Below are 19,394 nucleotides of genomic sequence, written 5' to 3'. Positions count from 1 at the left end.
TATGCCGGACATAAAGACGCGGCACCTGGGAGCGACGCAGCGCCGCCCCCGCGTACGGAAGGCTGAAGGCCCGCGGCCTTCAGGCCCAGCCCCGCGCACGCCACTGCAGAGAGATCCCACACCCATGTCCTGGCTGTCCCGCTTCAGCCTGGCCCAAAGAGCGCTGGTCGGCCTCGTGTCGCTCACCGCACTGCTCTTCGGCGCCATAGCCATCCCGCAGCTCAAGCAGCAGCTGCTGCCGTCCATCGAACTGCCGATGGTGTCCGTGCTCGCGCCGTACCAGGGCGCCTCGCCCGACGTGGTGGAGAAGCAGGTCATCGAGCCGATCGAGGCCACCCTCAAGGGCGTCGACGGCATCACCGGCATCACCTCCACCGCCAGCGAGGGCAACGCCCTCATCATGGCCAAGTTCGACTACGGCGACAGCGGCACCAAGCAGCTCGTCGCCGACGTCCAGCAGGCCGTGAACCGCGCCCGCGTACGGCTGCCCGCAGAGGTGGACCCGCAGGTCGTGGCCGGCTCCACCGACGACATGCCCACCGTCGTCCTCGCCGTCACCTCGGACAAGGACCAGCAGGCGCTCGCCGACCAGCTCAGCCGCTCCGTCGTCCCCGTCCTGGAGGACATCGAGGGCGTCGGCCAGGTCAGCGTCGACGGGGTCCAGGACCTCCAGGTCGCCGTCACCCCCGACAACGCCAAGCTCGCGGCGGCCGGCCTCGACGGCGCCTCCCTCGCGCAGGCCCTCCAGGCGGGCGGCGCGGCCGTCCCCGCCGGCTCCTTCGACGAGGCCGGCAAGAACCGGACCGTCCGCGTCGGCGGCGGCTACACCTCCCTCGCGCAGCTCCAGGACCTGCGCCTGAGCGCCGGCCCCGGCAAGCCGGCCGTACGCCTAGGCGACGTCGCCACCGTCACGCAGGAGCCCGCCAGGGCCGTCTCCCTCACCCGGACCAACGGCAAGCCCAGCCTCGCCCTCGTCCTCACCATGGACAAGGACGGCAGCGCCGTCGCGATCTCCGACGCGGTGCAGGACAAGCTGCCCGAGCTGCGTTCCGCACTCGGTGCCGGCGCCGAGCTGACCGTCGTCAGCGACCAGGGCCCGCCCGTCGCCAAGTCCATCTCGAGCCTCACCACCGAGGGCCTGCTCGGCCTGCTCTTCGCGGTGATCGTGATCCTGGTCTTCCTGGCCTCGCTGCGCTCGACGCTGGTCACCGCGGTCTCCATCCCGCTGTCCGTGGTCCTCGCGCTGATCGTGCTGTGGACCCGCGACCTGTCGCTCAACATGCTGACCCTCGGCGCCCTCACCATCGCCATCGGCCGCGTCGTCGACGACTCGATCGTGGTCCTGGAGAACATCAAGCGCCACCTCGGCTACGGCGAGGAGCGCGAGGCCGCGATCATCGCCGCGGTCAAGGAGGTCGCCGGCGCGGTCACCTCCTCCACGCTCACCACCGTCGCCGTCTTCCTGCCGATCGGCTTCGTCGGCGGCATGGTCGGCGAGTTCTTCGGACCGTTCTCCCTCACCGTCGCCGCGGCCCTGCTGGCCTCGCTGATCGTCTCCCTGACGGTCGTTCCCGTGCTCTCGTACTGGTTCCTGCGCGCCCCCGAAGGCGCCGCCGAAAACCCGGCGAAGGCGCGGCGCGAGGCCGAGGAGAAGGAGGCGAAGAGCCGCCTCCAGCGCTTCTACGTACGGGCCCTGGGCCTGGTCACCCGCCGCCGGATCGCCACCCTCGTCGTCGCGGTCGTCGTCCTCGTCGCCACCTTCGGGATGGCGCCCCTGCTGAAGACCAACTTCTTCGACCAGGGCGAGCAGAGCGTCCTGACGGTCAAGCAGCAGCTGCCCCCGGGCACCTCGCTGGCCGCCTCCGACGCGGCGAGCCTGCGGGTCGAGAAGGCCCTGACCGAGATCGAGGGAGTCAAGGACTACCAGGTCACCATCGGCTCCTCCGGCTTCCTGGCCGCCTTCGGCGGCGGCACGGGCTCCAACCAGGCCTCGTACCAGGTCACCCTGGAGGACTCCGGCGACTCCGAGGGCGTCAAGAAGCGCATCGAGGACGCGCTCGGCAAGCTCGACGGCATCGGCGACACCAGCATCTCGGCGGGCGGCGGCTTCGGCAGCCAGAACCTGAGCGTGGTCGTCAAGGCGGGCGACGCGGACGTCCTCGCCAAGGCCGCCGAGCAGGTCCGGGCCGAGGTGGCCACGCTCGACGACGTCACCGACGTACAGAGCGACCTCTCCCAGTCCGTGCCCCGGATCTCGGTGACCGCCACCCCGAAGGCCGCCGAGGCGGGCCTGAACCAGGCCGCCCTCGGGGCGATCGTCGCCCAGGCCGTACGGGGCAACCCGGCGGGCAAGGCCGTACTGGACAACACCGAGCGGGACATCGTCATCAAGTCCGCGCACCCGGCCACCACCCTGGCCGAACTGCAGGCGCTCCCGGTCGGCCCGGCCAAGCTCGGCGACGTCGCCGAGGTCAAGGAGGTCCCCGGCCCGGTCTCGATGACCCGGATCGACGGCGCCCGCGCCGCCACCGTCACCGCGAAGCCGGTCGGCGACAACACCGGCGCGATCGGCGCCGAACTCCAGACGAAGATCAAGGCGCTGGACCTGCCCGACGGGGCCACCGCCACCATCGGCGGCGTCTCCGAGGACCAGAGCGACGCGTTCGCCTCCCTGGGCCTGGCCATGCTCGCGGCCGTCGCGATCGTGTTCATGCTGCTCGTGGCCACGTTCCGGTCGCTGATCCAGCCGCTGGTCCTGCTGGTCTCCATCCCCTTCGCGGCGACCGGCGCGCTCGGCCTGCTACTGGTGACCGGCACCCCGCTGGGCGTCCCGGCGATGATCGGCATGCTGATGCTCATCGGCATCGTCGTGACCAACGCGATCGTCCTGATCGACCTGGTCAACCAGTACCGCGCCCAGGGTCTCGGCGTGGTCGAGGCCGTCATCGAGGGCGGCCGGCACCGCCTGCGCCCGATCCTCATGACGGCCCTCGCGACGATCTTCGCGCTGCTCCCGATGGCGCTCGGCGTCACCGGCGAGGGCGGGTTCATCTCGCAGCCGCTCGCGGTGGTGGTGATCGGCGGCCTGGTCAGCTCGACCCTGCTGACGCTGCTGCTGGTGCCGACGCTCTACACGATGATCGAGCTCCGCAAGGAGCGCCGCCGCGCGAAGCGCGAGGCCAGGCGCACGGCCCGCCTGACGGTGGTCCCGAGCCCGGAGGAGCCCTCCGACGAGGAGTCCCCGGTCCGGGTCTGACGCACGGTCCGGTGAACGCCGAAGGGCCGTCCCTCCCCGATCGATCGGGGAGGGACGGCCCTTCGGTCGTACGGGAGGGGACGGCTACGGGAGGGCGAGCATGCGCTCCAGGGCGAGCTTCGCGAAGCTCTCCGTCTCCTTGTCGACCTGGATCTGGTTGACGAGGGTGCCCTCGGCCAGGGACTCCAGGGTCCACACCAGGTGGGGGAGGTCGATGCGGTTCATCGTCGAGCAGAAGCAGACCGTCTTGTCGAGGAAGACGACCTCCTTGTCCTCCGCGGCAAATCGATTCGCCAGGCGGCGGACGAGGTTCAGCTCGGTGCCGATGGCCCACTTGGAGCCGGCCGGGGCCGCCTCCAGCGCCTTGATGATGTACTCCGTCGAGCCGACGTAGTCCGCGGCCGCGACGACCTCGTGCTTGCACTCGGGGTGGACGAGGACGTTCACACCGGGGATGCGGGCGCGCACGTCGTTGACCGAGTCGACCGAGAACCGGCCGTGCACCGAGCAGTGGCCGCGCCACAGGATCATCTTGGCGTCCCGCAGCTGCTGGACGGTCAGGCCGCCGTTCGGCTTGTGCGGGTTGTACAGGACGCAGTCGTCCAGGGACATGCCCATGTCGCGGACGGCGGTGTTGCGGCCCAGGTGCTGGTCCGGGAGGAAGAGCACCTTCTCGCCCTGCTCGAAGGCCCACTCCAGGGCCTTCTTCGCGTTGGACGACGTACAGATCGTGCCGCCGTGCTTGCCGGTGAACGCCTTGATGTCGGCGGAGGAGTTCATGTACGAGACGGGGACCGTCGCACCGGCTATGCCGGCCTCGGTGAGCACGTCCCAGCACTCGGCGACCTGCTCGGCGGTGGCCATGTCGGCCATCGAGCAGCCGGCGGCCAGGTCCGGCAGGACGACCTTCTGGTCGTCCGAGGTCAGGATGTCCGCGGACTCCGCCATGAAGTGGACGCCGCAGAAGACGATGTACTCGGCCTCCGGCTTGGCGGCCGCGTCCTTGGCCAGCTTGAAGGAGTCGCCGGTGACGTCGGCGAACTCGATCACCTCGTCACGCTGGTAGTGGTGGCCGAGGATGAAGACCTTGTCCCCGAGCTTCTCCTTGGCCGCGCGGGCGCGCGCGACCAGGTCCGGGTCCGACGGCGACGGCAGGTCGCCGGGGCACTCCACCCCGCGCTCGCTCTTCGGGTCGGCCTCACGGCCGAGCAGCAGCAGGGCAAGGGGCGTCGGCTGGACGTCCAAAGGCTGGGCGGTGGTCACGACACGCACCCTTTCTGTTCTGCGACACGGGGACTTCGGAAGCAGAGCTTCGACTTCTCGTCTATTTGACGCTATCTATGATAGCCGCTTCACGTCACTTTGACGATGCCGATAGTGTCGATGTGACGAATTCGCCCGGGATGAACCCCGCGGTCCGTCAGGTCCACCTCCGCGCGACGGTGTGCGAGCATGAATATCTGAAACATGCGTCGGGTCCGGAATGAATCCGCGGACCCGCTCGTTGCCATCGACGGCAAGAGTCCGACGTTTCCCTGCCTTGGGTGGGGAGCCGCCCACTTCGGGAGTGAATGCAGATGTCCGTACAGGACGACAAGACCACTGTGAGCGACGGCATCCTCCTGTCCGACGCCGCCGCCGAGAAGGTCAGGACCCTGCTGGAGCAGGAAGGCCGCGATGACCTGGCGCTCCGCGTCGCCGTCCAGCCCGGCGGCTGCTCCGGCCTGCGCTACCAGCTCTTCTTCGACGAGCGCTCCCTCGACGGCGACGTCGTCAAGGACTTCGACGGCGTGAAGGTCGTCACGGACCGGATGAGCTCCCCGTACCTGCACGGTGCCTCGATCGACTTCGTGGACACCATCGAGAAGCAGGGCTTCACGATCGACAACCCCAACGCCACCGGCTCCTGCGCCTGCGGCGACTCCTTCAGCTAAGCCTGTAGCGAGTACGGACACACGGGAGGCCCCCGGCACCGATGGTGCCGGGGGCCTCCCGTCGTGCGGGACGGGCTACTGCCGGGGGAGCGGCTTGCCCGTCGTCGCGTCGATCACCTTGCGCTCACCGAGAGACTGCCGGAGCGTCGTCGACACCGTCATGTCCTGGGCGAGCATGATGCAGGCCCGGCCCGGCTCGTTCGGGGTGTCGGTGATCCTCACCGAGACCGACCCGGCCTCCTCCCGCGCCTCCAGGGCATAGGTGCTGCACACCCCGCCCCAGAAGTTCACGGTCAGCTTCCGGTCGGCCTCGTTGTACGAGACGCCGGGCACGGTCCGCCCGCCCTTGGGGGCGGACGGCACCGCGGAGCCGTTCTCACCGGCCGGCTGAACCACCGTACGGCCGGGCCCGCCGTTGCTGCCCGCCACCTCGAACAGCCAGGCCGGCACCAGGCCGCGCGCCCCGTCCACGGTCCCCGGGGCCAGCCCGAGCACCGCTCCCTTCACGGTCTCGGTCCGCGGCGGCTTCATCGGCCGCGGTTCCGGGTTGCAGGGAGGCGTGTCCCCGGGGCCGACCGGGGTGTCCGGGGTCAGCGGGACCGAGGTCGCGCAGCCGCTGGGCCCCGGGTCCGTACCGCCGGATCCGGCCGAGGACCGGTTCAGCCGGGCCAGCGCCTCGACCGCCCCGACCACCGGCTGCTCGGCGGCGCGTACGGGGGCCTTCAGCTCACCGCTGCCCGCCACCACCTGGGAATCCGCGCCCACGCTGACCTTCGTGGCCCAGCCCTGGGTGGGCAGCCCGTCGATCACCGGGTCGGCCGTCACCACGCGTACGGAGCCCTGCGTGAGCCGGGCGTCCAGCTTGGCCGCGCTCTGGCCGAGCGCCGCCAGCACCGGGGCGGCGGCGGCCTTGGCGGCCTCCTCGCTCACCGGGGTCCCGCCCTTGGCGTCCGCCGCGGCCTTGCCGTCCGCGCCGTCCGCCTGGGGGAGGGTGGCCGGGCCGCAGGTGTCCTTGCCGCGCTTGCAGTCGTCACCGGCGCCGCCCGTCCCCTGGAAGCGGGAGAAGTTCCAGGTCCCGGGGGCCTTGTGGTTCACCGTGAGCCGGGGTCCGGAGCCGTCGGCGCCCTCCCCGGCCTGCCAGGTCTCGCCGCTGAGCCGCGGGGCGCCCGGGATGCCCAGGGCCGTCGCGAGCCGCGCCGCCTCCTCCGAACCGACCTCGCCGGTCGCCGCGAAGGACGGCGCGGTCGCCGGGGCGTCCGGGAGCTTCACGTCGGCCCGGTACGTCACCCCGCTGCCGTGCGGGTCCGGCTCGCCGGGGGCGATGCCCGGCCCGGAGGGGTTCGGCGCGACGCGGGGCGCCGAGGCCGCGCTGTCGGCCGTACGGACGTCCTTGCCGTCGCCCGAGGCCGCCGACGCCCAGTACGCCGTACCGCCGCCCGCGAGCAGCACGGCGGCCGCGATCGAGCCGATGGCCCAGGCCGGCCGCCGCCGTGTGCCGCGTGATGTGTCGGGTTGTTCGCTGGTCACCGCTTGCTCCTTCGCCCTCGCCGCAGTGGCTGATGCGGCTGTGACGGAACAGACGGCGAACCGGTTCCCCGGCCCTCGCCGGCCGGTCGCTAGTCCCCGTACTCGGCCGTCGAGGCGATCAGGCGGGCCGAGGCCGACGGGACGCTGATCCCGTGGATCTGCGAGGGCGCCACGCGGTCCGGCCGGGGGTCCGCCGGGACCGCCCAGTGCGGAGCCATCCTGGCGCAGTCACCCAGCAGCCGCGCGAACCCGGGCCGCGTGTCGGCGGCGCCCTTCTCGGCGCCTTCCTTGGGCATACCCATGTACCCGAAACCATCGGTGTAGGTCATGGGGCACGGTAGGCACGGCGCGGCGGGCGAAGAAAGACCTACTACGGGGTAGTTTCGTGCGGTCGGCGACCCGGGCAGCGACCGGGTAGTTTTGACTGTCCCCCTCGCCGTCCTCCGCAGGAGCGTCCACGCCGTGCGTATCGCAGTCACCGGCTCCATCGCCACCGACCACCTCATGACCTTCCCCGGCCGCTTCGCCGACCAGCTCGTCGCGGACCAGCTGCACACGGTCTCCCTCTCCTTCCTCGTCGACAACCTCGACGTGCGCCGGGGCGGCGTCGGCCCGAACATCTGCTTCGGCATGGGCCAGCTCGGCACCCGCCCGATCCTCGTCGGCGCGGCCGGGTACGACTTCGACGAGTACCGCGCGTGGCTGGACCGGCACGGCGTCGACACCGAGTCCGTGCGGATCTCCGAGGTGCTGCACACCGCGCGCTTCGTCTGCACCACCGACGCCGACCACAACCAGATCGGCTCCTTCTACACGGGCGCGATGAGCGAGGCCCGCCTGATCGAGCTGAAGGCGGTCGCGGACCGGGTGGGCGGGCTCGACCTCGTCCTCATCGGCGCCGACGACCCCGAGGCGATGCTGCGCCACACGGAGGAGTGCCGGACCCGGGGGATCCCGTTCGCGGCGGACTTCTCGCAGCAGATCGCCCGGATGGACGGCGAGAACATCCGCACGCTGATGGAGGGCGCGACGTACCTCTTCTCGAACGAGTACGAGAAGGGCCTGATCGAGTCGAAGTCCGGCTGGAGCGACGAGGAGATCCTGGGCAAGGTCGGCACGCGCGTGACCACGCTGGGCTCGCGGGGCGTGCGGATCGAGCGGGTCGGCGAGGAGCCGATCGTGGTCGGCTGCCCGGACGAGACGGCGAAGGTCGACCCGACGGGCGTCGGCGACGCGTTCCGCGCCGGGTTCCTGACCGGTCTCGGGTGGGGCGTGGGGCTGGAGCGCGCGGCGCAGGTCGGCTGCATGCTGGCCACCCTCGTGATCGAGACGCTGGGCACGCAGGAGTACACCCTGGCGCGGGCGCACTTCATGGAGCGCTTCACGAAGGCCTACGGCGAGGACGCGGCGTCCGAGGTCCGCGCCCACCTGGCGGCGTAGCCCCCCGCCCCGCATCCCGGCGGCGGACCGTGTACGCGACCCCCGCCGGGGTCACACCCGGCGGCGGACCGTGTACGCGACCCCCGCCGGGCGCGGGGCTTCGCCCACGTACGTGTGGCCGCGCATCGTGCACCAGGCCGGGATGTCCAGGCGGGCCACCTCGTCGTCCGAGAGGACGGTGACGGTGCCGCCGATCGGGACCGTGCCGATGGCGCGGGCCAGCTCGATCACCGGCTGGGGGCAGCGCAGGCCCAGGGCGTCGATCTCCAGCGCGTCCGACACCGGCGCCACGGCGGCCGGTTCGACCACGCCGAGCGTGGCGCGGACCCCCGCCACCACCCCCGGCAGCACCTCCAGGAAGCCGTTCACCTCCTGCGCCGTCGTCCCCGACGGCAGGGAGACCCGTACGTTCCCCTCCGACAGCACGCCCATCGCCCGGAGCACGTGACTCGGGGTCAGCGTGGAGCTGGTGCAGGAGGAGCCGGAGGAGACGGAGTAGCCCGCCCGGTCCAACTCGTGCAGCAGCGTCTCGCCGTCGACGTACAGGCAGGAGAAGGTGACCAGGTGCGGCAGCCGCCGCTCCGGGTCCCCGACCACCTCCACGTCCGGTACCAGCCGGGCCACGCGCCGCCGGATGCGGTCCACCAGGATCCGCAGCCGGGCCGCCTCCGCGTCGGCCTCGGCCCGTACGGCCCGCAGCGAGGCCGCCGCCGCCACGACGGCCGGGAGGTTCACGAAGCCGGGGGAGCGGCCCGACTCCCTCTCGTCGGCGGGGAATTGGGGCGAGAAGCGGACGCCCTTGCGGACCGCCAGCAGCCCGACCCCCGCCGGACCGCCCCATTTGTGCGCGCTCGCGGTGAGCAGCGACCAGCCGCCCTCCACCGGGCCCCAGCCCAGCGACTGCGCAGCGTCCACCAGCAGCGGAACCCCGGCCGCCGCGCAGACCTCGGCCACCTCCGCCACCGGCTGGACCGTCCCCACCTCGTGGTTGGCCGACTGGAGGCAGGCCAGGGCCGTCGTCGCGTCCAGTACGGAGGCGTATCCGGCGGGGGAGACCGCGCCCGCGCGGTCCACCGGGACCCGGGTCACCGTCCCCCCGGCCGCCTCGTGCGCCGCCGCCGCGTGGAGTACAGAACTGTGTTCGACCGCCGATACGACCAGATGACCGCCGACGCGCCGGCGCCCGGCGAGCGCTCCCGCCACCCCCGTGTGAACCGCGTGCGTCCCCGAAGGAGTGAAGACGAGCTCGTCGGGGCGACAGCCGACGGCCTCCGCCGTCGCCTCGCGCGCCGCGTCCAGCAGCAGCCGGGCGCGCCGGCCCTCCCGGTAGAGCCGGGCGGGGTCCGCCCAGCCCTCGTCCAGGGAGGCCTGCAACGCCTGCCGGGCCACGGGGTGCAGAGGAGCGGCGGACGCGGTGTCGAAGTACGGCATACGGGCACGCTAACCGGCGACCGGGGACGTTCGAGGTCAGGGGTCGTCAGATGCCCTCCGGAGGCCGCCATTCAGGGGGTGTTGAGCCGTCCCCCGTACGGCGGATCCATCCCTTCGGGGGCAGTAGCGGCGCGTTGGGCACCCTCCCCGCGCGACCCCAAATAGCGTCCAGTAGGGTTTGGTCCGCATAAACATCCAAACCCCTGCCTGCGTCAGGGCCGGCGACCGACCCGAATACGGCCGCGGCCGGCCGCGCGGGCCGAGACTCTCGGGAAGGCGCTACGTGAGTCCCTACGGCTCCGACCGCTCGCCGCGGCGCCCGATGCGGCGGAAGCTGCTGCAGGCGCTGACTGCGGGCGCGGTCCTGGCGACCGCCACTGGTTGCTCGTACAACTGGCAAGACTTCCCCCGGCTCGGAATGCCCTATCCGGTCACGGAGGAGGCGCCTCGCATCCTGTCCCTGTGGCAGGGGTCGTGGGCAGCTGCCCTCATCACGGGCATCCTGGTCTGGGGCCTGATCATCTGGAGCGTCATCTTCCACCGGCGCAGCCGGACGAAGGTGGAGGTCCCCCCGCAGACCCGGTACAACATGCCCATCGAGGCGCTGTACACCGTGGTCCCGCTCATCATCGTCTCGGTGCTCTTCTACTTCACCGCGCGTGACGAGTCGAAGCTGCTCGCCCTCACCCCGAAGCCGCCCCACACGATCAACGTGATCGGCTTCCAGTGGAGCTGGGGCTTCAACTACATCGAGAACGTCGACGGCGATGCGGCGACCCCGAAGGCCGGCGAGGTTCCCAAGGAGCTCGCCAACATCCCGGACCGCTTCACCAAGGAATTCCCCGCGGGCGCCGAGGGCGTCTACGAGAAGGGCGTTCCCGGCGACCGGAACCTGGAGACCGGCAACCCCGGCCCCACGCTCTGGCTGCCCAAGGGCGAGAAGGTCCGTTTCATCCTGTCGTCGAACGACGTCATCCACTCCTTCTGGGTGGTCCCCTTCCTGTTCAAGCAGGACGTCATCCCGGGCCACACCAACGTCTTCGAGGTCACCCCGTCCCAGGAGGGCACCTTCGTGGGCAAGTGCGCCGAGCTCTGCGGCGTCGACCACTCCCGGATGCTCTTCAACGTGAAGGTCGTCTCGCCCGAGGTCTACCGGGCGCACCTCAAGGAACTGGCCGAGAAGGGGCAGACCGGCTTCCTCCCGGCCGGCATCAAGCAGACTGACCCGGCCCGGAATGCGGAGACGAACAAACTGTGAGCATCCTCAACGAATCTCAGGGTGCCGCCGCCGACTCGTATGAAAACGAGCTGCCGGTGCGGCGCAAGCAGCCGGGCAATGTCGTCGTGAAGTGGATGACCACTACCGACCACAAGACCATCGGCACGATGTACCTGGTCACGTCGTTCGTGTTCTTCATCATCGGCGGCCTGCTGGCGCTCTTCATGCGCGCCGAGCTGGCTCGTCCGGGCACGCAGATCATGTCGAACGAGCAGTTCAACCAGGCGTTCACCATGCATGGCACGATCATGCTGCTGATGTTCGCCACCCCGCTCTTCGCGGGCTTCGCGAACTGGATCATGCCGCTCCAGATCGGCGCGCCCGACGTGGCGTTCCCGCGGCTGAACATGTTCGCGTACTGGCTGTACCTCTTCGGCTCGACCATCGCGGTGGCCGGCTTCGTGACGCCGAACGGCGCCGCCGACTTCGGCTGGTTCGCCTACTCCCCGCTGTCGGACGCGGTCCGTTCGCCGGGCATCGGCGCCGACATGTGGATCATGGGTCTGGCCTTCTCCGGCTTCGGCACGATCCTCGGCTCGGTCAACTTCATCACCACGATCATCTGCATGCGCGCCCCCGGCATGACGATGTTCCGCATGCCGATCTTCACCTGGAACGTGCTGCTGACCGGTGTCCTGGTCCTGCTCGCCTTCCCGGTGCTGGCCGCCGCGCTCTTCGCGCTGGAGGCCGACCGCAAGTTCGGCGCCCACGTATTCGACGCCTCCAACGGCGGCGCATTGCTCTGGCAACACCTCTTCTGGTTCTTCGGACATCCAGAGGTGTACATCATCGCGCTGCCATTCTTCGGAATCGTCTCCGAGATCATCCCGGTCTTCTCCCGCAAGCCGATGTTCGGTTACATCGGTCTGATCGCGGCGACGATCGCGATCGCCGGCCTCTCCGTGACCGTGTGGGCCCACCACATGTACGTCACCGGTGGTGTGCTGCTGCCGTTCTTCTCCTTCATGACCTTCCTGATCGCGGTCCCGACCGGTGTGAAGTTCTTCAACTGGATCGGCACCATGTGGAAGGGCTCGCTGTCCTTCGAGACCCCGATGCTCTGGACGATCGGCTTCCTGGTCACCTTCACCTTCGGTGGTCTGACCGGCGTCATCCTGGCCTCGCCCCCGATGGACTTCCACGTCTCCGACTCGTACTTCGTCGTCGCGCACTTCCACTACGTCGTCTTCGGCACCGTGGTGTTCGCGATGTTCGCCGGCTTCCACTTCTGGTGGCCGAAGTTCACGGGCAAGATGCTGGACGAGCGCCTCGGCAAGATCACCTTCTGGACGCTGTTCATCGGCTTCCACGGCACGTTCCTGGTGCAGCACTGGCTGGGCGCCGAGGGCATGCCGCGCCGTTACGCGGACTACCTCGCGGCCGACGGCTTCACCGCCCTGAACACGATCTCGACGATCAGCTCGTTCCTGCTGGGCATGTCGATGCTGCCGTTCATGTACAACGTCTGGAAGACGGCGAAGTACGGCAAGAAGGTCGAGGTCGACGACCCGTGGGGTTACGGCCGTTCGCTCGAGTGGGCGACGTCCTGCCCGCCGCCGCGGCACAACTTCCTCACCCTGCCGCGGATCCGTTCCGAGTCGCCGGCGTTCGACCTGCACCACCCTGAGATCGCAGCCCTCGACCACCTCGAGGACCACAGCGTCGCCGCCAAGGCCGTCACCGGTGGCAAGGAGGCCGGCAAGTGAAGATCCAGGGCAAGATGTTCCTCTGGCTCTCCTTCTTCATCCTGATCATGGCCGTCGTGTACGGCGTGTGGTCGAAGGAGCCCGTCGGAACCACCGCGCTCTTCCTGGCCTTCGGCCTGAGCGTCATGATCGGCTACTACCTGGCCTTCACGGCCAAGCGCGTGGACGAGATGGCCCAGGACAACCTGGAGGCCGACGTCGCCGACGAGGCGGGCGAGCTGGGGTTCTTCTCCCCGCACAGCTGGCAGCCGCTCTCGCTGGGCATCGGCGGTGCGCTCGCGTTCATGGGCGTCATCTTCGGCTGGTGGCTCATGTACTTCTCGGCCCCGATCATCCTGATCGGCCTGTGGGGCTGGGTGTACGAGTACTACCGCGGTGAGAACCAGAACCAGTAGGACCGCAGCACCGAGACAAGACCTGGGGCCCGGACACCTCCAATGGAGGAGTCCGGGCCCCTCGTTTGCAGTCACCCCGCGCGCAGCAATGGTCATACCTTCATAGCGTGGGCTCCATGAAGCACTCACCGCGTCTTTGGACGGTACTCAGCTGCTCCGTGCTGGTGGCGTCCCTCGGGGCCGGCGCCACCGCTTGCGGGCCCGGAGACAACCCGCTGTCAGCCCGCCCGTACGACGCGGGCGACCAGGTCGTCCTCAACCAGCCGCCGGGCGGCCGGCCCGTCGACCCCGAGAAGCCCCTGGAGATCACCGCCAAGGGCACCGGCGGCAGCCGGATCACCGACGTGTCCGCCGTGGACTCCCAGGGACGCCGTCTCGCGGGCGAGCTGAGCGCCAAGGGCGACCGCTGGCACAGCACCGCCCCGATGGCCGCCGGTGTCCACTACACGGTCCTGGTGAACACCGAGGACGAGCGCGGCGCTCCGGGGCAGCGGAGGCTGACGTTCGAGACCACTCCGGCCGATAAGGTCCTCAAGGTCGAATTCGGGCCGGACGAGGGCAAGTACGGCGTCGGACAGCCCCTCACGGCCGAACTCAACGAGCCCATCTCGGACAAGGCCGCCCGGGCGATCGTGGAGCGGGGCCTGGTCGTCTCCATGCCGTCGGGCGTCGAGGGCGCCTGGCACTGGGTGGACGACAAGCACCTGCACTTCCGCCCCAAGGACTACTGGCCCGCCCACTCCACCGTCTCCGTACGGAGCAATCTGGAGGGCATCAAGATCTCCGACGAGTTCCACGGGGCCGCGGCCAAGCCGCTGACGCTGGAGATCGGGGACCGCGTCGAGGTCACCACGGACGCCTCCGCGCACTACCTCACGTTCGAGCGCAACGGAGAAGTGATCAACACCATTCCGGTGACCACCGGAAAGCCCGGCTTCTCCACCCGCAACGGGGTCAAGGTGGTGCTCGGCAAGCAGTACTTCGTCCAGATGCGCGGCGACACCGTCGGCATCGGCGGCAGCGAGTACTACAACCTGCCCGTCTACTACGCGACCCGCGTCACCTGGAGTGGTGAATACGTGCACGCCGCGCCGTGGTCCGTGGACTCGCAGGGCTCCGAGAACGTCAGCCACGGCTGCACCGGCATGAGCACAGGCAACGCCGCCTGGTTCTACGAGAACATCACCGAGGGCGACATCATCCGGGTGATCAACAGTATCGGCGACGACATGGAGCCCTTCGGCAACGGCTTCGGCGACTGGAACCTGGACTGGAAGGAGTGGCGCGACGGCAGCGCCCTCCTCAAGGGCACCCAGGAAGGCCGCAGTCCGATGGACCAGGCCCGGCTGCGCCCGCAGGTCTGAGCCCGGCCGGCCCGGCCCGCGACCCGGGCCGAACGGGCAGCCCCGCACGGCCAGCACGGCCCGACACCGGCCCGCCGAAGTCCCTTCGTACGGACTACGGCGCGCCGGCGTCGGCCGCGCTAGGCGGCCCGGGACAGCCGGGAACGCACCAGGCCCGCCAGGACGTCCGCGAACTCCACCGGGTCGACCGGAAGGGTCACCGCCGCGTCCGCGCGGCTCCAGGTGGCCAGCCAGGCGTCCTGCGGACGCCCCATCAGCAGCAGTACCGGCGGGCATTGGAAGATCTCGTCCTTGATCTGCCGGCACACGCCCATGCCGCCGGCCGGGACCGCCTCGCCGTCCAGCACGCACACGTCGATCCCGCCCGCGTCCAGCTCGCTCAGGACGGCCGGGAGCGTGGCGCATTCCACGAACTCGACCGGAGGCAGGTCCGCGGCCGGCCTGCGCCCGGCCGCCAGCCGCACCTGCTCGCGGGTGCTCGCGTCGTCGCTGTAGACCAGAACCCGTGCAGTCGACCGCATTTCGTTCCTCCACGGTGCCGTGAATCACGTTGATGTTGCGCGGGATGCTACTCCGTCCGACCCGCTGTCAACATCGGTTCGGACAGCCTCGCCGATGAAGGCCGCGGGGCCGATCTGATGGGCCGTTCGGGCCTTGCACACGCCCCTGACACTCCGAACGGCACCCCCCGGGGTGAGGGCGGGATAAGCGACCGACATAATGTCGGTCGTGGCGACAGCAACGACAGTAGATACCGGGCACGCGCACCCGACGGTCAACCGGCCGAACCTCGTCAGCGTCGGAACCATCATCTGGTTGAGTTCCGAGCTGATGTTCTTCGCGGCCCTCTTCGCGATGTACTTCACCCTGCGATCCGTGACAGGTGCCGAGTACTGGTCAGAGCAGGCTTCGGCCTTGAATCTGCCCTTCTCGGCGACGAACACGACGATCCTGGTGCTTTCCTCCCTCACCTGCCAGCTCGGCGTATTCGCAGCCGAGCGCGGTGACGTGAAGAAGCTCCGGTCGTGGTTCATGATCACATTCGTCATGGGTGCGATCTTCATTGGCGGCCAGGTGTTCGAGTACACCGAGCTGGTCAAGCACGAGGGCATGTCTCTCTCGTCAGGTCCGTACGGCTCGGTCTTCTACCTGACCACCGGCTTCCACGGTCTGCACGTGACGGGCGGTCTCATCGCCTTCCTGCTGGTCCTCGGCCGGACGTACGCGGCCAAGAGGTTCACCCACGAACAGGCCACGTCGGCCATCGTCGTGTCCTACTACTGGCACTTCGTCGATGTCGTCTGGATCGGCCTCTTCGCGACGATCTACCTGATCAAGTAGCGAACACGTCACCGGGCCAGACCCGGCACTCCATCCAGAAACACCGACGCAGAAGATCCTGACACCGGGGTAATCCGTGAAAAAGCTCTCCGCACGACGACGCCATCCGCTGGCGGCGGTCGTCGTTCTACTCCTCGCGCTGGCGGCCACTGGGGGGCTGTACGCCGCCTTCGCCCCCGCGGGCAAGGCGCAGGCCGATGAAACCGCCCAGTCCCTCGCCATCGAGGAGGGCAAGAAGCTCTACGCCGTGGGTTGCGCAAGCTGCCACGGAACCGGCGGTCAGGGTTCCACTGACGGCCCCAGCCTGGTAGGCGTCGGCTCCGCGGCCGTCGACTTCCAGGTGAGCACGGGCCGCATGCCCGCCCAGCAGCCCGGCGTGCAGGTGCCGAAGAAGCCGGTCATCTACGACCAGGCGCAGATCGACCAGCTCGCCGCCTACATCGCCTCCCTCGGCGCCGGCCCGATCGTGCCGACCGAGAAGCAGTACGACCCGGCGGGCGCCGACATCGCCAGGGGTGGTGAGCTCTTCCGCAACAACTGCGCGCAGTGCCACAACTTCACCGGCGAAGGCGGCGCGCTGACGAACGGCAAGTACGCCCCCAACCTCGAGGGCGTCGAGCCGAAGCACATCTACGAGGCCATGCTCACCGGCCCGCAGAACATGCCCTCCTTCCCGGACAGCACCATGCCGACGAAGGAGAAGAAGGACATCATCGCGTACCTCCAGCACGTGAACGGCGAGCAGTCGGTCAGCCCTGGCGGCCTGAAGCTCGGTGGCCTCGGCCCCGTTTCCGAGGGTCTGTTCGGCTGGATCTTCGGCTTGGGTGCGCTGATCGCTGTCGCCGTCTGGGTCGCGGCCCACACCGCTAAGGCCAAGAAGTCATGAGTAGCCAAGACATTCCCGAAGAGAAGCACCTGCCGAGCGAGCAGGGCGACGCGCACCACGGTGGCGTAGCAGTCGCGGACGACCCGTTCGCCGACCCGGGCCTGCCGGTCCACAAGCCCCGTGTCCAGGACATCGACGAGCGGGCCGCGAGGCGCTCCGAGCGCACCGTGGCGATGCTGTTCACGCTGTCGATGCTGGCCACGATCGGCTTCATCGCCTCGTACGTGACCATCCCGGTCGACAAGATCGTCTACATCTTCCCGGTCGGGAAGGTGAGCGGGCTCAACTTCGCCCTCGGTCTGACCCTGGGCACCGCCCTCTTCTGCATCGGCGCGGGCGCGGTCCACTGGGCCCGTACCCTGATGTCCGACGTCGAGGTCGCCGACGAGCGCCACGAGATCGCGGCGCCGCCGGAGCTCAAGGCGAAGGTCATGCAGGACTTCGCCGACGGCGCGAACGAGTCGGGCATCGCCCGCCGCCCGCTGATCCGCAACACCATGCTCGGCGCGCTGTCGATGCTGCCGCTGTCCGCTCTCATGATCATGCGCGACCTGGGCCCGCTGCCCGAGGAGAAGCTGCGCAAGACCGTGTGGGCCAGGGGCAAGCTGCTCATCAACGACAACACGAACGAGCCGCTGCGTCCCGAGGACGTGCTGGTCGGTTCGCTGACCTTCGCCAGGCCCGAGGGCCTGGAGGAGGAGCAGCACGACTTCCAGACGCAGATCGCCAAGGCCGCCCTGATGATCGTCCGCATCAAGCCGGAGGACATCAAGGACAAGCAGGAACTCGAGTGGTCCCACGAGGGCATCGTGGCCTACTCGAAGATCTGCACCCACGTCGGCTGCCCGATCAGCCTGTACGAGCAGCAGACCCACCACGTGCTCTGCCCGTGCCACCAGTCCACCTTCGACCTCTCCGACGGCGCCCGAGTCATCTTCGGTCCGGCCGGCCACGCGCTTCCGCAGCTGCGGATCGGCGTGAACGGTGAAGGCTTCCTCGAAGCGCTCGGCGACTTCGAAGAGCCCGTCGGTCCTGCATTCTGGGAGCGCGGATGAGCACTGCCACTGACACGAAGCGACCGGCGCCCTCCAAGGGCGAGCGGGTAGCGGACTGGGCCGACGGACGCCTGGGCATCTACAGCCTGGCCAAGTCCAACATGCGCAAGATCTTCCCGGACCACTGGTCCTTCATGCTGGGTGAGATCTGCCTCTACAGCTTCATCATCATCATCCTCACGGGTGTGTACCTGACGCTGTTCTTCCACCCGAGCATGAACGAGGTCGTCTACCACGGCTCGTACGTGCCGATGCAGGGCGTCCAGATGTCCGAGGCCTTCGCCTCGACGCTGGACATCAGCTTCGACGTCCGCGGTGGTCTGCTCATCCGGCAGATCCACCACTGGGCGGCGCTGATCTTCGTCGCCGGCATGGTCGTGCACATGATGCGCGTCTTCTTCACCGGCGCGTTCCGCAAGCCGCGCGAGGTCAACTGGATCTTCGGCTTCCTGCTGCTGGTCCTCGGCATGTTCACCGGCTTCACCGGTTACTCCCTGCCGGACGACCTGCTCTCGGGCACCGGTGTCCGCTTCATGGAGGGCGCGATCCTGTCCGTGCCGATCGTCGGCACGTACATCTCGTTCTTCCTCTTCGGCGGCGAGTTCCCCGGCGGCGACTTCGTCGCGCGGTTCTACTCGATCCACATCCTGCTGCTGCCCGGCATCATGATGGGCCTGCTGGTGGCCCACCTGATCCTGGTCTTCTACCACAAGCACACCCAGTTCGCGGGTCCCGGCAAGACGAACAACAACGTCGTCGGCATGCCGCTGCTGCCGGTCTACATGGCCAAGGCCGGAGGCTTCTTCTTCCTGGTCTTCGGTGTCATCGCGGCCATCGCGGCGATCGCCTCGATCAACCCGATCTGGGCGCTCGGCCCGTACCGCCCGGACCACGTGTCCACCGGTGCGCAGCCCGACTGGTACATGGGTATGCCGGAAGGCCTGATCCGCGCCATGCCGGGCTGGGAGATCAACCTGTGGGGCCACACGCTCGTCCTGGGCGTGTTCATCCCGCTGGTCATCTTCCCGGTGGTGCTGGGCGCGATCGCCGCCTGGCCGTTCATCGAGTCCTGGGTCACCGGGGACAAGCGCGAGCACCACATCCTGGACCGCCCGCGCAACGTCCCGACCCGTACGGCCTTCGGTGTCGCCTGGATCGCGGAGTACATCGTGCTGCTGATCGGCGGTGGAAACGACATGTTCGCGCAGTACTTCCACCTCTCGATCAACAACATCACGTGGTTCGTCCGGATCGGCTTCTTCGTCGTCCCGGTCCTCGCGTTCATCGTCACCAAGCGCATCTGCCTCGGCCTCCAGCGCCGGGACCACGACAAGGTGCTGCACGGTCGCGAGACCGGCATCATCAAGCGCCTGCCGCACGGTGAGTTCGTCGAGGTCCACGAGCCGCTCTCGCAGGCCAAGCTGCACACGCTGACCGCGCACGAGCAGTACAAGCCGGTCGAGATCGGCCCGACGGTCGACGAGAACGGCGTCGAGCGCAAGGTCGGCCGCAAGGAGAAGCTCCGCGCGAAGCTCAGCAAGGGCTTCTACGCCGAGAACAACCAGATTCCGAAGCCCACGGTGGAGGAGTACAAGGAGATCCAGAGCGGCCACGGCCACCACTGATCCCGCTTGAGGGACTGATTCAGGTCAGTCCTGGTGTCGCCACGGCGAGAGCCCCGTCCAGTGTCCGGACGGGGCTCTTTGCCGTCCCCGGGGCTGGATAGGCTGAACCCCTTCCCATACGAGTGGGCCCCGACATCGGGTGGCCGATCAACAGC

Annotated in this window: 16 protein-coding genes; 11 read left to right on the top strand and 5 right to left on the bottom strand. The window is 69.1% G+C overall.

Translation table 11 applies throughout. The features are described 5' to 3' along the window. Nucleotides 1-124 precede the first annotated feature (124 nt). Nucleotides 125-3,256 carry an efflux RND transporter permease subunit gene (locus IF02_RS0112070; RefSeq protein WP_030156132.1) on the top strand — a complete coding sequence of 1,044 codons (3,132 nt, stop codon included), beginning with the start codon at nucleotides 125-127 and terminating at the stop codon, nucleotides 3,254-3,256. Nucleotides 3,257-3,340: 84 nt separating this feature from the next. Here the strand turns inward: IF02_RS0112070 and nadA are convergent, their stop codons facing one another. Beyond that, nucleotides 3,341-4,528: a quinolinate synthase NadA gene (gene nadA / locus IF02_RS0112065; protein ID WP_030156130.1), complete on the bottom strand. Its 1,188-nt coding sequence runs from the start codon at nucleotides 4,526-4,528 to the stop codon at nucleotides 3,341-3,343. A gap of 305 nt (nucleotides 4,529-4,833) precedes the next feature. Between nadA and erpA the strand changes: the two genes are divergently transcribed. Next, nucleotides 4,834-5,190, top strand: coding sequence for an iron-sulfur cluster insertion protein ErpA (gene erpA, locus IF02_RS0112055; RefSeq protein WP_030010511.1), 357 nt, complete (start codon nucleotides 4,834-4,836; stop codon nucleotides 5,188-5,190). A 75-nt stretch (nucleotides 5,191-5,265) separates the two neighbouring features. On the opposite strand, the gene IF02_RS0112050 is transcribed toward erpA, so the two are convergent. Both IF02_RS0112050 and IF02_RS0112045 read right to left on the bottom strand, forming a co-directional pair. Further along, complete coding sequence (locus IF02_RS0112050) at nucleotides 5,266-6,717, bottom strand: hypothetical protein (protein ID WP_030156127.1); 1,452 nt, start codon at nucleotides 6,715-6,717, stop codon at nucleotides 5,266-5,268. Nucleotides 6,718-6,806: 89 nt separating this feature from the next. Further along, nucleotides 6,807-7,046, bottom strand: coding sequence for a hypothetical protein (locus IF02_RS0112045; RefSeq protein WP_030156125.1), 240 nt, complete (start codon nucleotides 7,044-7,046; stop codon nucleotides 6,807-6,809). A gap of 133 nt (nucleotides 7,047-7,179) precedes the next feature. Here IF02_RS0112045 and IF02_RS0112040 point away from each other — a divergent pair, with 133 nt between their 5' ends. Further along, on the top strand, nucleotides 7,180-8,157 hold the full coding sequence (locus IF02_RS0112040) for a carbohydrate kinase family protein (RefSeq protein WP_030156124.1): 978 nt from the start codon (nucleotides 7,180-7,182) through the stop codon (nucleotides 8,155-8,157). Between the two features lie 51 nt (nucleotides 8,158-8,208). On the opposite strand, the gene IF02_RS0112035 is transcribed toward IF02_RS0112040, so the two are convergent. Further along, nucleotides 8,209-9,588, bottom strand: a complete 1,380-nt coding sequence (locus IF02_RS0112035; RefSeq protein ID WP_030156122.1) for a cysteine desulfurase/sulfurtransferase TusA family protein — start codon at nucleotides 9,586-9,588, stop codon at nucleotides 8,209-8,211. Nucleotides 9,589-9,871: 283 nt separating this feature from the next. On the opposite strand from IF02_RS0112035, the gene coxB reads away from it, so the two are divergent. From coxB to IF02_RS0112015, 4 genes are all read left to right on the top strand, one after another. Further along, entirely contained in the window at nucleotides 9,872-10,846 is a 975-nt protein-coding gene (gene coxB / locus IF02_RS0112030) for a cytochrome c oxidase subunit II (protein WP_030156120.1), read from the top strand. Further along, complete coding sequence (gene ctaD, locus IF02_RS0112025) at nucleotides 10,843-12,573, top strand: cytochrome c oxidase subunit I (RefSeq protein WP_030156119.1); 1,731 nt, start codon at nucleotides 10,843-10,845, stop codon at nucleotides 12,571-12,573. Before coxB ends, ctaD begins: the two co-directional genes overlap by 4 nt. Continuing rightward, nucleotides 12,570-12,968: a cytochrome c oxidase subunit 4 gene (locus IF02_RS0112020; protein ID WP_030156117.1), complete on the top strand. Its 399-nt coding sequence runs from the start codon at nucleotides 12,570-12,572 to the stop codon at nucleotides 12,966-12,968. Before ctaD ends, IF02_RS0112020 begins: the two co-directional genes overlap by 4 nt. A 116-nt stretch (nucleotides 12,969-13,084) precedes the next feature. Next, nucleotides 13,085-14,332, top strand: a complete 1,248-nt coding sequence (locus IF02_RS0112015) for a L,D-transpeptidase (protein WP_030156116.1) — start codon at nucleotides 13,085-13,087, stop codon at nucleotides 14,330-14,332. A 119-nt stretch (nucleotides 14,333-14,451) separates the two neighbouring features. On the opposite strand, the gene IF02_RS0112010 is transcribed toward IF02_RS0112015, so the two are convergent. Then, nucleotides 14,452-14,853 carry a hypothetical protein gene (locus IF02_RS0112010; RefSeq protein ID WP_030156114.1) on the bottom strand — a complete coding sequence of 134 codons (402 nt, stop codon included), beginning with the start codon at nucleotides 14,851-14,853 and terminating at the stop codon, nucleotides 14,452-14,454. A gap of 199 nt (nucleotides 14,854-15,052) precedes the next feature. Between IF02_RS0112010 and IF02_RS0112005 the strand changes: the two genes are divergently transcribed. The 4 genes from IF02_RS0112005 (at nucleotide 15,053) to IF02_RS0111990 (ending at nucleotide 19,239) form a co-directional block, all read left to right on the top strand. Beyond that, entirely contained in the window at nucleotides 15,053-15,673 is a 621-nt protein-coding gene (locus IF02_RS0112005) for a cytochrome c oxidase subunit 3 (protein WP_030156112.1), read from the top strand. Nucleotides 15,674-15,749: 76 nt separating this feature from the next. Next, nucleotides 15,750-16,559 carry a c-type cytochrome gene (locus tag IF02_RS0112000; RefSeq protein WP_030156111.1) on the top strand — a complete coding sequence of 270 codons (810 nt, stop codon included), beginning with the start codon at nucleotides 15,750-15,752 and terminating at the stop codon, nucleotides 16,557-16,559. Then, on the top strand, nucleotides 16,556-17,614 hold the full coding sequence (locus IF02_RS0111995) for a ubiquinol-cytochrome c reductase iron-sulfur subunit (RefSeq protein WP_030156109.1): 1,059 nt from the start codon (nucleotides 16,556-16,558) through the stop codon (nucleotides 17,612-17,614). The genes IF02_RS0112000 and IF02_RS0111995 overlap by 4 nt, the downstream gene beginning before the upstream one ends. Next, nucleotides 17,611-19,239 carry a cytochrome b gene (locus IF02_RS0111990; protein ID WP_030156107.1) on the top strand — a complete coding sequence of 543 codons (1,629 nt, stop codon included), beginning with the start codon at nucleotides 17,611-17,613 and terminating at the stop codon, nucleotides 19,237-19,239. The genes IF02_RS0111995 and IF02_RS0111990 overlap by 4 nt, the downstream gene beginning before the upstream one ends. The last annotated feature ends 155 nt before the right edge of the window (nucleotides 19,240-19,394 follow it).

It is taken from the genome of Streptomyces sp. NRRL S-244, from assembly GCF_000717915.1.
Lineage (GTDB): Bacteria > Actinomycetota > Actinomycetes > Streptomycetales > Streptomycetaceae > Streptomyces.
This window is presented reverse-complemented; position numbering and strand designations above follow the sequence as displayed.